Below are 14506 nucleotides of genomic sequence, written 5' to 3' on the forward strand. Positions count from 1 at the left end.
CCTGCGTGGGGCAAAGTTTTTAGGCTGTGTCACAGCCAGAACATTGTGCGTGAGGCGGCGCACATAATCCAGTATTCACCGCGATAATTATTGAAATTGGCACCGCCTTTCAGCGTGTGACTTTCATGCACCGCTCGATCGGGTCGATACGGAGTGTTAACGCGAGGTTATATAGATGATGATGTATGTTTGCCCATTGCGGAAGTGAAAGTTACTCACGGCATCATGAATTATCTGTATTATGGTGAATTCGCAAACATATTCAGATTCAACACAACAAGGAGCCGTGCATGGAAATGCTCGAAGAGCACCGCTGTTTTGAAGGCTGGCAGCAACGCTGGCGTCATGATTCCGCCACTTTAAATTGCACCATGACCTTCAGCATTTTTCTCCCACCGCCGCGCGAAAATACGCCGCCTCCGGTACTGTACTGGCTGTCGGGCCTGACCTGTAATGATGAAAACTTTACCACCAAAGCGGGTGCGCAGCGCATTGCGGCTGAGTTGGGGATTGTACTGGTGATGCCGGACACCAGCCCGCGCGGTGAACACGTTGCGAACGATGACGGGTACGATTTAGGCCAGGGCGCCGGCTTTTATCTCAATGCTACCCAGGCCCCCTGGGCCGCGCATTTCCGCATGTATGATTATTTGCGGGATGAGCTGCCGCAGCTTATTCAAGCGCATTTTAACGTCAGCGAGCGCTGTGCCATCAGCGGACACTCGATGGGCGGTCACGGCGCATTGATTATGGCGCTGAAAAATCCCGGCAGATACACCAGCGTTTCGGCCTTTGCACCGATCGTTAACCCCTGTCGCGTGCCGTGGGGCGTGAAGGCGTTTAGCGCCTATCTGGGCGAGGATAAATCGACCTGGGCCGAATGGGACAGCTGCGCATTAATGTTAGCCAGTAAACCGGAAGAGGCAATTCCAACGCTTATCGATCAGGGTGATAGCGATCAGTTCCTTGCCGATCAGCTCCAGCCCGCCGTACTGGCGGAGGTAGCCCGCCAGACCGCGTGGCCGATGACGTTACGTATCCAGCCAGGCTTTGATCACAGCTATTACTTTATTGCGTCGTTCATTGAAGATCACCTGCGCTTCCACGCGCAGTATCTGCTGAAGTAACCCCCCGAGGGCGCAAGCCCTCTTTGTTTCTCCATCATTCCTTCACTTTTTCTCCTTTTTTATTTAACAGCTATCTCTTTGATTTTATAAACACTTCCCAGAATACCATATCAAACACAAATGATTTCTATTATCATTTGTGTTTACAAATATTCATACTTTTGTACAATCCCTCCGCTTCTTTACTGAAAAGAGTCCTTAAAAGACAAATACATACAATTGTCATGGCCTTTCACATGACACGCAGTTAGATTCATTTAAATGGAATGATACAAATGACTATACCTCACGTTAAGGCCGTTGCTGCCGCAGTATGCGTCGCCAGCCTCCCATCACTCGTCTATGCCGCTGACCAGGATACCGTAGTGGTCACCGCGACCGGTTTCGAGCAAAAGATTCAGGATGCCCCCGCCTCTATTTCTGTGATCACCAAGCAGCAAATTGAGGATAAAGCCTACCGCGATGTCACCGATGCGCTCAAAGATGTGCCTGGCGTCGTCGTCACGGGTGGCGGTAGCAGCAGTGATATCAGCATCCGCGGGATGGCCTCGCAGTACACGCTCTTCCTGGTCAACGGTAAGCGGATCAGCACACGCGGCACGCGACCGAACAGCGATAACTCCGGCATTGAACAAGGCTGGCTGCCGCCGCTGGAATCCATTGAACGCATCGAAGTGATCCGTGGCCCCATGTCATCGCTGTACGGCTCCGATGCAATGGGCGGGGTGATTAACGTGATCACCAAAAAAGTATCGAATACCAAAGGCTGGAGTGGTTCTCTACATGGTGACGCCACCTTCCAGGAAGACCGTGACTCCGGCGATATTTACCAGACTAACGCCTATGCGTCCGGGCCGCTGATTGACGGATTACTCGGCGCAAAAGTCACCGGGTTATTCTCTCACCGTGCCGAAGATGAAATCGTCAATGGTTATAACGAACAGCGTATGCGTAATGGGGGATTAACCCTGAACCTTACGCCGGATGATAAAAACGACATTGACTTCGATTACGCCCGTGAACTGCAAGATCGCGACAGTACGCCGGGTAAATCCACAGCAGAAGAAAGCTGTCGCAACGGAAGCTGTAAGCCAAACAGCAAAAGCGAAAACAAGTATGTGCACACGACCTATTCATTAACCCACAGTGGTTACTACGACGACTTCAACACCACCAGCTATGTTCAGCAGGAAGAGACCGATAACCCGGGTCGTCAGATGAAGTCCTATAACACTATTTTTAACAATCAGAACCAGATTTTCCTCGGGGCGCATACCCTGACGGCAGGCGGACAGTACCGTTATGAAAAACTGCGCGATAATGGTAACCAGTTGGAAGCGGCAGACGGTCTGAACAAGCTGACCCGCTGGAGTTGGGCGCTGTTTGCTGAAGATGAATGGGCCGTAACCGATACCTTCACGCTGACCGGCGGCCTGCGTATGGATAAAGATGAAAACTACGGTGATAACTGGACGCCGCGCGGCTACGGCGTATGGCATCTCAGCGATCACTGGACCCTGAAAGGCGGCGTGTCTGCAGGCTACCGCGCGCCGGATCTGCGCCAGTCGTCAGCAAGCTGGGGACAGGTGACCGGCGGTGGTCGTCTGAATGGCATCATAGTGGGCAACCCGGATCTGAAACCGGAAAAGAGCCTGAGCGAAGAAATCGGCCTGCTGTGGGATAACGGCAACGACCTCAACGCGGGCGTGACGCTGTTCAACACCGACTTCAAAGACAAGATCACCGAAGTTCGCCGCTGTAACAGCAGCGCCGATCCGGCCTGTACCATCGGCAGCACCCACTACGATTTTGTCAGCGATCGCGTTAACGTCGATGAAGCCAATATGCGCGGCGTAGAATCCACCTTCGGCTGGAAAATCACCACCGATCTCAACTGGACGGCAAACTACACGTTCACCGAATCTGAACAGAAAAGCGGTCAGTTCTCCGGTCAGCCGTTAAACAAAATGCCGAAGCATATGTTTAACACCACGCTGGACTGGCAGGCCACGCAGGATCTCGGTTTCTGGAGCCGTCTGAACCTGCGCGGGAAAACCTCTGAGTATCTGAGCCGTACCTCGATGGCTCAAGGGACACCGTCCTATACTCAGGTCGATGTTGGTGTGCGTTACTACGTGAGCAAGGATATACTGGCCACCGCTGGCGTGTACAACGTGCTGGATAAGCAAATCGATTACGAGACCTATGACACCATACTCGATGGTCGCCGTTACACGGTTGGCCTGACCTATAACTTCTAAGTTTGGCGCAATAAAAAACCCCGGCATTTACCCTGCCGGGGTTTTTTGTTATTTCCTGCCAAAATGCTTAAGACGATTTCTTCACGCGATCCGGGAATTGCATTTCGCTGTAACGCACGAAACGCGTCCCTCTGGTCAGCTTATAGCCGAACCAGATAATCAGGAACAGCGGAATACCAATATAGGTCGCCATCACGCCGCCCCAGTCAATGGTGTCTCTCAGGAACGCTTCGTAGTTTTGCCCCAGGGTGATTATCAGGCACAGCACGAACGCAAAGATCGGTCCCAGCGGGAAGAAGCCTGAACGATACGGCAGATCGTTTATATCACGCCCCTGCATCACATAACCGCGACGGAAGCGATAGTGGCTGATGGCAATCCCCAGCCAGGCGATAAAGCCCGTCATACCGGAGGTGTTCAGCAGCCACAGGTACACGGTCTGGTTGCCAAACATGGAGGTCAGGAAACACAAACCTGCCACCACTGTGGTCGCATACAGCGCATTACGCGGGACGCCGCCACGAGACAATTTGGCGAAAATACGCGGCGCTTTGCCGTCGCATGCCAGGGTGTAGAGCATGCGCGTTGAGGCATACATACCGGAGTTACCCGCCGACAGCACCGCGGTCAGGATCACAGCGTTCATTACCGCAGCCGCAGAAAGCAGGCCCGCGTGCTGGAAGACCAGCGTAAACGGACTGACGCTAATGTCTTTCACATCGTTACGCAGCAGGCTTGGATCGGTATACGGAATAATCAGACTGATAATCAGGATCGCGAACACATAGAACAGCAGGATTCGCCAGAACACCTGACGCACCGCGCGCGGAATGTTCTTCTCAGGATCTTCAGATTCACCCGCCGCAATACCGATAAGTTCAGTACCCTGGAAGGAGAAGCCGACGATCATCGCCACACCAATCATGGCCGCAAAGCCCCCGGCAAAAGGTGCATCTCCCGTGGTCCAGTTGCTCCAACCCACTGGCTGAGCGCCTTTGAAGATGCCGAAAATCATCAACACGCCAACTGCGATGAAGATAATGACGGTGGTGACTTTGATCAGCGAGAACCAGTACTCTGCTTCACCAAAACCGCGAACAGAGATGTAGTTCAGCAGGAAGATGACGCACAGGAACAGCGCACTCCAGATCCAGCCTGGCGTATCCGGGAACCACCAGCTCATCACCAACTGAGCAGCGACCAGGTCAACGGCAATGGTGACCGCCCAGTTGTACCAGTAGTTCCAACCCAGCGCGAAGCCAAAGCCTTCTTCTACATAGTTCTGACCGTAGGTGGAGAACGAACCGGAAACCGGCATATACGCAGCCAGTTCACCGAGACTGGTCATCAGGAAGTACACCATCAGGCCAATCAGAATATAGGAAAACAGCGCGCCGCCTGGACCCGCCGCAGAAATGGTTGCACCAGATGCAACGAAAAGACCCGTACCGATGGAACCGCCAATGGCAATCATCGTCAGGTGACGCGCCTTCAGTTCACGACGTAGCGTGGGCGCTTCTGTGGTTTTAGTTTCGGAAACCATGGGAAAATGCTATCCATCCAAAAAATGAGGCGCGATTGTAGCAGACGAAATGGCATTCTTCCGGCACAAATACGCTGTTATAAGAGACCTTCATGACTGGCCGTGGATTATAAGTAAAGCCGAAAATAGTCGGCATGCTGCCTGAAAAAATATCGCCGCCCTACTGCTGGTCGCTGTAGCGTAAAAAGCGCAGCAGCGCATTAGAGAGATGTTTTTGACGGTGATGGACACGCCAAAGAGTACGGACTAAACGCGGTAACGGTACAGGCACTTCACTCAGCGTTCCCGCCTGTAGCTGCTCCTCAATCACCCGACGTGACAGGCAGCTAATCCCTAATCCATGACGCACAGCATGCTTAATGGCCTCGGAGTTACCCAACTCCATGGCCATCTGAAATCGCGGCAAATGAGATAACAGCAAGTAATCCACCAATTCACGCGTACCGGACCCGCGTTCACGCAGGATCCACGGTGAAGCCGCCAGTTGTTCCAGCGTAACGGGACCGTTTACCAGCGGTGACGTCGGCGCAGCAAACACCACCAGCTCATCCTCCAGCCAGGGTTCTGAGATGATTTCTGTACTGTGGCACGGCCCTTCTATCAGTCCAATGTCGACCCTAAAATCCAGTACGGCATTAATTACGTCCAGGCTGTTCCCCACGCTCAGTTCCAACGGCAGATCGGGGAAATCATGACGATAGTGGGCAATCATGGCAGGTAAAATGTAATTGCCGATGGTGCTGCTGGCATAGACGCGAATCGCCCCATTATCTTCCCGGAAAAGCTGTTCTATCTCGGCCGTTTGCTCAAGCAGCGCCAACGCGCGGGGATAGAGTAAACGCCCGTGCTCATTGACCACCAGACGTTTACCTACGCGATCAAACAGCTGTACGCCAAGCTGGCCTTCTAAATCTGTCAGCGCTGCGCTCACTGCGGATTGCGACAATGACAGCATGACAGAGGCCTGGGTTGTCGAGCCACTTTTCAGTACCTCGGCAAACACTTCAAGTTGTCGCAGGGTGATATGCATGGTCGTTTTCCTCTAGATGGCCCGTGTTTACCACTTATTCAGATTAATTATAAATATATAATCAATTTTATTTTTAAACCACTTCACCTTACTATTTTCTCCAAGAAATCATTCCATTGACAGGAGGGGTTATGACCGAACTCGCCCTACAGAATCATCGACGTACAGTGTGGCATTTTATTCCGGGGCTTGCCCTGAGCGCAGTCATCACCGGAGCCGCGTTATGGGGTGGTTCTATCCCCGCGGTTGCGGGGGCCGGGTTCAGCGCCCTCACCTTAGCCATTTTACTGGGGATGGTCCTCGGCAACACCGTCTATCCGCACATCTGGAAAAGCTGTGACGGCGGCGTACTGTTTGCGAAACAACATTTATTGCGACTGGGGATCATCCTTTACGGCTTTCGTCTCACCTTCTCGCAGATTGCTGACGTTGGCGTCAGCGGGATTGTGATCGATGCGTTGACGCTGACCAGCACCTTTATGCTTGCCTGCTTCCTCGGCCAGAAGGTGTTTGGTCTGGACAAACACACCAGCTGGCTGATTGGTGCCGGGAGCAGTATTTGTGGTGCCGCGGCAGTACTGGCAACAGAGCCGGTCGTGAAAGCAGAAGCCAGTAAAGTGACGGTCGCTGTCGCCACCGTGGTCATCTTCGGTACCATTGCTATCTTCCTGTACCCGGCGATGTATCCGCTACTGGCGCACTGGTTTAGCCCTGAAACCTACGGGATTTACATTGGGTCAACCATGCATGAAGTCGCACAGGTTGTCGCTGCCGGACATGCGATTAACCCGGATGCAGAAAACGCAGCCGTTATTGCCAAAATGCTGCGCGTCATGATGCTGGCTCCGTTCCTCATCCTGCTGGCGGCACGCGTGAAACAGCTGTCTCCGGCTAACGGCGGCGAAAAGAGCAAAATCACCATTCCGTGGTTTGCCATCCTGTTCATTGTGGTGGCGATATTTAACTCGTTCCACCTGCTGCCGCAGTCTGTAGTGAACATGCTGGTAACCCTCGATACCGTGCTGCTGGCAATGGCGATGGCCGCACTTGGGCTGACCACTCACGTCAGCGCGCTGAAAAAGGCCGGAGCCAAACCGTTACTGATGGCGCTGGTGCTGTTTGTCTGGCTGATTGTCGGTGGTGGTGCAATCAACGTTTTGATTCACAGCGTGATGGCATAATCAAACACGACTAACCCCCGTTGACCCGCTATACTCTCCCCTTTTGTATTTGAGTATGGCGGGTTAAATTTATGAAATATATTGGAGCGCACGTAAGCGCCGCTGGCGGTCTGGCTAATGCCGCTATTCGCGCCGCAGAAATCGATGCCACCGCATTCGCCCTGTTCACCAAAAATCAGCGCCAATGGCGCGCCGCACCGTTGACCACCGACGTCATTGATGACTTCAAGTCGGCCTGCGAGAAGTATCACTTTAGCAGCGCACAAATTCTTCCTCACGACAGCTACCTGATTAACCTCGGCCACCCGGTCAGCGAGGCGCTGGAAAAATCACGCGATGCCTTTATTGATGAAATGCAGCGTTGCGAGCTGCTGGGGTTATCCCTGCTTAACTTTCATCCGGGCAGCCATTTAATGCAGATCCCGGAAGACGAATGCCTGGCGCGGATTGCCGAGTCCATCAACATTGCCCTCGCGCAGACCCAGGGCGTGACCGCAGTTATTGAAAACACCGCCGGTCAGGGCAGCAATCTTGGCTTTAAGTTTGAGCATCTGGCCGCCATTATCGATGGCGTAGAAGATAAATCCCGCGTGGGCGTCTGCATTGATACCTGCCACGCCTTCGCCGCCGGATACGATCTGCGAAGCGCCGCCGAGTGTGAAAAGACCTTTGCCGAATTCGAACGTATTGTCGGCTTTAACTATTTACGTGGGATGCACCTGAACGATGCCAAAAGCACGTTTGGCAGCCGCGTTGACCGCCATCACAGCTTAGGTGAAGGCAATATCGGTCACGACGCCTTCCGCTGGATTATGCAGGATGACCGTTTTGACGGCATTCCGCTGGTGCTGGAAACCATCAATCCGGATATCTGGGCGGAAGAAATAGCCTGGCTGAAAGCACAGCAAATAGAAAAGGCGGTTGCGTAACCATGAACGACAGGGAAAAACAGATCCTTAAGATCCTGCGACGCAATCCGTTAATTCAACAAAATGAAATTGCGGATATCTTGCAGATCAGCCGTTCGCGCGTCGCCGCGCATATTATGGATCTGATGCGCAAAGGAATGATTAAAGGCAAAGGCTATATCCTCACCGAACAGGATTATTGCGTGGTGGTTGGGGCTATCAATATGGACATTCGCGGCGTCGCCGACATCCATTACCCGCAGGCAGCCTCTCATCCCGGCAGCATTCACTGTTCTGCTGGCGGTGTGGGTCGCAACATCGCCCACAACCTGGCCCTGCTGGGACGCGATGTACATTTAATTTCCGCCGTCGGCAGTGATTTTTATGGCGAAACGCTGCTGGAGCAAACACGTCAGGCAGGCGTCAACGTTTCCAGCTGTATTCGTCTGCACGGGCATAACACCTCAACCTATCTGTCGATCGCCACGCAGCAGGAAGAGACGGTACTGGCCATTAACGATACCCACATCCTGCAACAGTTGACCCCGCAGCTGTTGAACGGCTCGCGGGATCTGATCCGCCATTCCGGTGTCGTCCTGGCAGATTGCAACCTGACCGCCGAAGCCATTGAATGGGTCTTTACTATTGCTGATGATATTCCGGTATTTATCGATACGGTTTCAGAGTTCAAAGCGGCAAAAATGAAAACCTGGTTTACGCGGATTCATACGCTGAAACCCACGCAGAAAGAGCTGGAGATTTTATGGGGCCAGTCAATCCACTCTGATGCAGACCGCGTACTGGCCGTCAATGCCCTCCACCAACAGGGGGTAAAACGCATTTTTGTCTGTCTGGAAGATGAATCTGTTTTTTGCAGTGAACGGGACGGCGAGCAATTTTTACTGACACCTCCCGGACATCCGGTAGTCGACAGCTTTGGGGCAGATGACGCTTTCATGGCCGGATTACTGTACAGTTTTCTGGAAGGCAGCGAGTTCCGTGAGAGCGCGCATTTTGCAATGGCCTGCGCGGCATTATCGCGTGCCAGCGTCAGCATCAACAACCCAACGCTCTCCGCCGATAACGCCCTTTATCTGCTGCAACACAATACCTGATGGCGCTGCGCTTATCCGGCCTACGCGTAAATCACTCCGTAGACCGGATAAGCCCTCAGCAGCCATCCGGCAATCTGTTTTATTACGCTAAACCAATAAAGAAACCCGCTATCGTAGCGCTCATCAGGTTGGAGAGCGTTGCCGCCGCCAGCGCCCGCATTCCAAGTTGTGCGATTTCCGGTGCACGCTGCGGCGCAATAGCGGAAAATGCCCCAACAACGACGCCAATTGACCCAAAGTTAGCAAAGCCACACAGGGCAAACGAAATAATCGCGATAGTCTTTACATCCAGCGTCCCGCCGGTTTGCAGATACGGGGAGAAATTGAGATAGGCAACGAACTCGTTAATCGCCAGTTTCTGACCAATCAGGCTGCCCGCCAGCGTCGCATCACTCCAGTCCACGCCCATAATCCAGGCCAGTGGCGCTAAAACCCAGCCAAAAATCCCTTCAAGTGAGGCCGGACCGAAGCCTAATAAATCACTGACACCGCCAATAATGCCGTTGATCAACGCGATAATAGCCACAAATGCCATCACCACGGTTGCCACACCGGCGGCAATTTTCAGGCCAGTCATCGCTCCGCTTGCCGCAGCTTCGATAATGCTTTTTGGCGGTGTTTCAGTAAATGACAAGTTCTCGAAAGTGACTTTAGATTCTTCCGTTGCCGGGCTCAACATGCGCGCAAACAAAATCCCGCCGGGGATTGCCATCAACGATGCCGCCAGCAAATAGTCAATCGGCACCCCCATTCCGGCGTAACCAATCATCATCGAACCGGCGATAGAAGCCATCCCGCTACAAATCGCAGTAAATAATTCATTGCGATTCAGGCGGTCAATAAACGGTTTCACAATTGCCGGGATCTCATTTTGTCCGAGGAAAATGGTCGTCACCGCGACAAAAGATTCAATCTTGCTAATGTTCAGCGCTTTCTGGAAAATGCCGCCAAGAATTCGGATTAACAGCCCCATCACGCCAATGTAGTAGAGCAGGCTAATCAGTGCGGTGACAAAAATGATGGCCGGGAGAACGCGGAAGGCGAAAATAAAACCTGCACCGTCAAACAGCACATCCATTTTTGGCCCTACCAGCGAACCAAATATAAACGCACTCCCCGCATCGCTGTAGGACATTACCTTATGAACACCGAGCGCAGCCTGTTCAACCAGCCATTTTCCCGGCGGGAAGTACAGCATAATTCCCCCGATGGCGATTTGCAGTACCAGCGCAGCGCCAACGGTTCGCAAACTAATATGTTTTTTATTTACTGACAGGAGAAACGCGATTGTCAGTAATACCACCATGCCCACAACACTTCTCATTATATCCATAATGATATTCCCTTCATGCCAGGAAACCCGGCGTTAACGCCAGGTTTTGGTAGGTTTGCTCTTCAAGGGCGACCGCCTTCTGCCCGACAGGTCGATCAGGCGAGGCGTTGGTATTCCTTCGCTATCTCGCAGGCCAGTACTGCATTGTTAAACACCAACTGAATGTTCGATTTCAGGCTATCGCCTCCGGTTAGCTCCGCAACTCGCGCCAGCAGGAACGGCGTGCTCTCTTTTCCCACAACGCCCTGCTCTTCCGCCTCTTTAACAGCCCGATCGATTGCCGCGTTAATTTTCTCCTCCGCCATCGCAAACTGCTCAGGGATCGGGTTTGCGACCACCAGACCACCGTTCAGGCCAGCCTGCCATTTCACCGCCATGGCGCGCGCAATCTCTTGCGCACTGTCCAGACGGATACTGACCTCAAACGGGCTGGTGCGGCAGAAAAATGCCGGCAGCGCTTTGGTCTGATAGCCAATTAATGGCACCCCAAAAGTTTCCAGATACTCAGTGGTTAATCCGAGGTCGAGAATAGATTTCGCCCCCGCGCAAATCACCGTCACATTGGTATGCGCCAGTTCCTGCAGGTCAGCGGAAATATCAAAGGTATGTTCAGCCCCACGATGAACGCCGCCAATACCGCCGGTTGCAAATACCTTAATGCCAGCCAGCGCGGCAATAATCATGGTCGACGCAACGGTCGTCGCACCATTTTTTCCAGCGGCAACCACAAACGGTAAATCACGACGACTTACTTTCGTTACGTTATGCCCTTCGCGGCCTAATAATTCAATTTCTTCTTTACTCAAGCCAACTTTCATTACCCCGCCAATAATGGCGATGGTTGCCGGTACCGCACCGTGCTTACGGATAGTTTCTTCTACTTCAATCGCTGTCTGTGCATTTTGCGGGAATGGCATGCCATGAGAAATAATGGTCGACTCAAGCGCAACAATTGGTTTCTTAGTTTTTAAGGCTTCCTGTACTTCTGGCGATATTTGTAATAATTCAGAGGAAAGAGTTAATTCAGACATTCTGTGTTCTCCACTATTGAGCTAACATTCGCAACAGACAAATCAGGGTTATTGGTATATTCGCAGGCCAGCGCCATTGATGAGCAACCCTGCGCAAATCGAACCGAATCAATAAAGGGCAAACCGTCTACCCAGCAGGAAGCCAGCCCTGCCATCATGGCGTCACCAGCCCCCGTCACATTAATTACATTAGTTTTAATCGGGGGCGACCAGCCTCGAGTCCCCGTAATATCGCTATAGTAAACACCGTCGCCGCCCATACTGAGCACCAGGCGATGTAAACCGCGTTGGTGAAACCATACGGCCACTTTCCCGACGTCTTCACGACCAGAAAGCGCAATACCGCTTAAGGTTTCCGCTTCAAGTCGATTAGGTTTTAAGGTATGGATCCTGTCGAGTCGGTCACGAATTTTGACGCATTTCCATGCCGATACCGGGTCCACAAACACCGGGACCTCGCCCGCATTTTCCAGCACCCATGCCAGCGAGTCCTCACTGATATTACAGTCGGCAACAATCACTTTCGCATTACGAATAAAATCGGCATGTTGCGATAAGAACGCGGCTGAGATGTGATCGGTAATACTCATATCATTAATAGCAACCAGCATTTCACCAGTATTATCCAGCAGCGACAAATAACTCGATGTATTTTCTCCGGATACTATCAGGCATTTATCAACATAGACGCCTGATTGGTTGGTCTGTGCCAGTAACGACTGTCCATAAAAATCGTTGCCCACAGCTGTCAGCAGCCATGAATTCTTCCCTAGCAACGCCAAATTATGTGCAATATTGCGACCTACGCCTCCGGGGGTAAATTTTATTTTCCCCGGATTCGAATCCGCATAATTGAGAGAAGCATGCGAATACCCGGCAACATCCATATTGGCCGAGCCAATGGTTACTATGTATTCCTTTTCACGCATAGCACGTCCCCTGGCAATAAAATGCCACAAATGAGTTCGTTAAAAATAACCACCGCCACAGCAATAGTTATTAGAGCACATGTTCATATTTAAACACGTGTTCATAGTAGGCTTGTTTTTGACAAAGTAAATCCATTCACAAGATCTAAAGCGAATAGATATGAACAGAATCACAATTTTTTTTAGATACAGTTTGCAAGGAAGGAGAAAATTGAGAGACAGGACACAAACTGGAGAAATAAAGACGGGCAGAGAAATGCCGGATGGCGACGCTACTGCGTCTTATCCGGCCTACAAGATCGGTATCCGTAGGCCGGATAAAGCGCTCGCGCCGCCATCCGGCACAAGGTGTTACATTATGCCGCTTTGGCGACAGCCGCCTCTTCTGGACGTTTCAGGAAGGCATAAGACAGACCCGCTACCAGCGTACCGGCAATAATCGCCAGCAGGTATCCCACTACCGGCGTAATCGCGCCAGGGATCAGCAGCACAAACAGGCCGCCGTGAGGCGCCATCAGCTTCGCACCCACCGCCATCGACAGTGCGCCAGTCAGCGCGCCACCGACGATGCAGCATGGCAGCACACGCATCGGGTCACGGGCAGCGAACGGGATCGCCCCTTCGGTGATGAAGCACAGGCCCAGCACCAGAGCCGCTTTGCCCCCTTCACGCTGTGCGTTGTCGAATTTACGACGTGCCACCAGCGTAGCCAGACCCAGCGCCAGAGGGGGAACCATCCCCGCCGCCATAATAGCCGCCATCGGTGCATACGTCTGCGTACTGAGCAGGCCGACACCGAAGGCATACGCCGCTTTGTTGACCGGACCGCCCATGTCGGTACACATCATGCCGCCAAGAATCGCCCCAAGCAGCACGGCGTTCGCCGTTCCCATGGTTTGCAGCCAGTGGGTCAGGCTTTCCAGAATACCGGCAACCGGTTTACCAATCAGGTAAATCATTGCCAGCCCAACCACCAGGCTCGAGAGCAGCGGAATGATCAGGATTGGTTTCAGCGCTTCCATACTTTGCGGCAGCTTCAGCCTGGTGCTGATGAGTTTCGCCACGTAACCGGCAAGGAAACCGGCGATAATCCCACCAATAAAGCCAGAACCGGTACTGACCGCCAGCATACCGCCGATAAGACCCGGCGTCAGACCGGGACGGTCAGCGATGGAAAATGCAATATAACCCGCCAGAACCGGCACCATGAGCGCAAAGGCTGAACCGCCGCCAATTTGCATCAACGCCGCAGCCAGTGTGCCCGGCTCTTCAAATGCTTTAATACCAAAGGCAAAAGACAGTGCAATACACAGACCACCGGCAACTACCATCGGCAGCATGTAAGACACGCCGGTCAGCAGGTGACGGTATGCACCTGCGCTCTCTTTCTTACCTTCTGTTGCTCCGGACTGCCCATTCCCTACAGGCTGGTACGGCGTCGCTTCGTCTACGGCTTTATCCAGCTCTTGCCTGGTTTTCTTCAGCGCCAGTCCGGTAGAGGTGCGGTACATCGGTTTTCCGGCAAATTTCGCCAGATCAACTTCAATATCCGCCGCCACAATCACCAGATCGGCCTGCGCCACCTCTTCCGGGGTAATCGCATTGCCTGCGCCTACTGAACCACGGGTTTCAACCTTCACCCACCAGCCGCGTTTTTTGGCTTCAGTTTCAATGGCTTCCGCCGCCATAAACGTATGCGCCACGCCGGTCGGACAGGCCGTTACCGCCACCACGCGTTTGGGGCCACTGCTAGCTACAGGCGCTGCCGCAACCGGTGCGCTGTAGGGTTTCGCATGACCTTTCGCTTCGCTCAGGAACAGTTCAGGATGCGCCACCGCACGGGAGATGTCTCCCAGCCAAACTTTTTTGCCGTTCAGCGCACTGTCGTTAGGCAGGGTGTCACCCAGGACAATCGCCATCTCTGCATCATTCGGATTATCGATAATATCCAGATGCGCTTTTTGTGCCGCCGCTCCAAGCAGGGTTTTCGCCATGTAAGCGCGAGCCTGGCCGAGATTAGCGTCAATAATCAGCAGCGTTTTCATTAT

General features: G+C 52.8%; 11 protein-coding genes. 5 read left to right on the forward strand and 6 right to left on the reverse strand.

The genetic code is table 11. The annotated features are described in order from the left end of the window. Positions 1 to 290: 290 nt before the first annotated feature. A complete protein-coding gene (gene fghA / locus FDW98_RS11680) occupies positions 291 to 1127 on the forward strand; it encodes an S-formylglutathione hydrolase (protein WP_096756481.1) in 837 nt (278 codons plus the stop codon). Positions 1128 to 1402: 275 nt separating this feature from the next. Then, positions 1403 to 3388: a ligand-gated channel protein gene (locus FDW98_RS11685; protein WP_096756480.1), complete on the forward strand. Its 1986-nt coding sequence runs from the start codon at positions 1403 to 1405 to the stop codon at positions 3386 to 3388. A gap of 67 nt (positions 3389 to 3455) precedes the next feature. Here FDW98_RS11685 and lysP read toward each other — a convergent pair whose 3' ends face one another. Next, positions 3456 to 4931: a lysine-specific permease gene (lysP, locus tag FDW98_RS11690; RefSeq protein WP_096756479.1), complete on the reverse strand. Its 1476-nt coding sequence runs from the start codon at positions 4929 to 4931 to the stop codon at positions 3456 to 3458. A gap of 160 nt (positions 4932 to 5091) precedes the next feature. Next, positions 5092 to 5961 (reverse strand): DNA-binding transcriptional regulator YeiE, encoded by an 870-nt coding sequence (gene yieE, locus FDW98_RS11695; RefSeq protein ID WP_096756478.1) that lies wholly within the window; start codon positions 5959 to 5961, stop codon positions 5092 to 5094. Between the two features lie 131 nt (positions 5962 to 6092). Between yieE and FDW98_RS11700 the strand changes: the two genes are divergently transcribed. From FDW98_RS11700 to FDW98_RS11710, 3 genes are all read left to right on the forward strand, one after another. Beyond that, positions 6093 to 7142 carry a YeiH family protein gene (locus FDW98_RS11700; protein WP_096756477.1) on the forward strand — a complete coding sequence of 350 codons (1050 nt, stop codon included), beginning with the start codon at positions 6093 to 6095 and terminating at the stop codon, positions 7140 to 7142. Between the two features lie 71 nt (positions 7143 to 7213). Continuing rightward, on the forward strand, positions 7214 to 8071 hold the full coding sequence (gene nfo / locus FDW98_RS11705) for a deoxyribonuclease IV (protein WP_096756476.1): 858 nt from the start codon (positions 7214 to 7216) through the stop codon (positions 8069 to 8071). A gap of 2 nt (positions 8072 to 8073) precedes the next feature. Further along, positions 8074 to 9165 (forward strand): sugar kinase, encoded by a 1092-nt coding sequence (locus FDW98_RS11710; protein ID WP_096756475.1) that lies wholly within the window; start codon positions 8074 to 8076, stop codon positions 9163 to 9165. 82 nt (positions 9166 to 9247) lie between these two features. Here the strand turns inward: FDW98_RS11710 and FDW98_RS11715 are convergent, their stop codons facing one another. The 4 genes from FDW98_RS11715 to fruA all read right to left on the reverse strand — a co-directional run bounded on the left by FDW98_RS11715 (position 9248) and on the right by fruA (position 14503). Continuing rightward, entirely contained in the window at positions 9248 to 10498 is a 1251-nt protein-coding gene (locus FDW98_RS11715) for a NupC/NupG family nucleoside CNT transporter (protein WP_096756474.1), read from the reverse strand. 95 nt (positions 10499 to 10593) lie between these two features. Next, positions 10594 to 11529: a pseudouridine-5'-phosphate glycosidase gene (locus FDW98_RS11720; protein ID WP_096756473.1), complete on the reverse strand. Its 936-nt coding sequence runs from the start codon at positions 11527 to 11529 to the stop codon at positions 10594 to 10596. Beyond that, positions 11517 to 12458, reverse strand: coding sequence for a pseudouridine kinase (locus FDW98_RS11725; RefSeq protein WP_096756472.1), 942 nt, complete (start codon positions 12456 to 12458; stop codon positions 11517 to 11519). Before FDW98_RS11725 ends, FDW98_RS11720 begins: the two co-directional genes overlap by 13 nt. Positions 12459 to 12814: 356 nt before the next feature. Then, positions 12815 to 14503 carry a PTS fructose transporter subunit IIBC gene (gene fruA / locus FDW98_RS11730; protein ID WP_096756471.1) on the reverse strand — a complete coding sequence of 563 codons (1689 nt, stop codon included), beginning with the start codon at positions 14501 to 14503 and terminating at the stop codon, positions 12815 to 12817. Between the last annotated feature and the right edge of the window lie 3 nt (positions 14504 to 14506).

The sequence above is a fragment of the Citrobacter sp. wls711 genome (assembly GCF_005281055.1).
Classification (GTDB): Bacteria; Pseudomonadota; Gammaproteobacteria; order Enterobacterales; family Enterobacteriaceae; genus Citrobacter; species Citrobacter gillenii.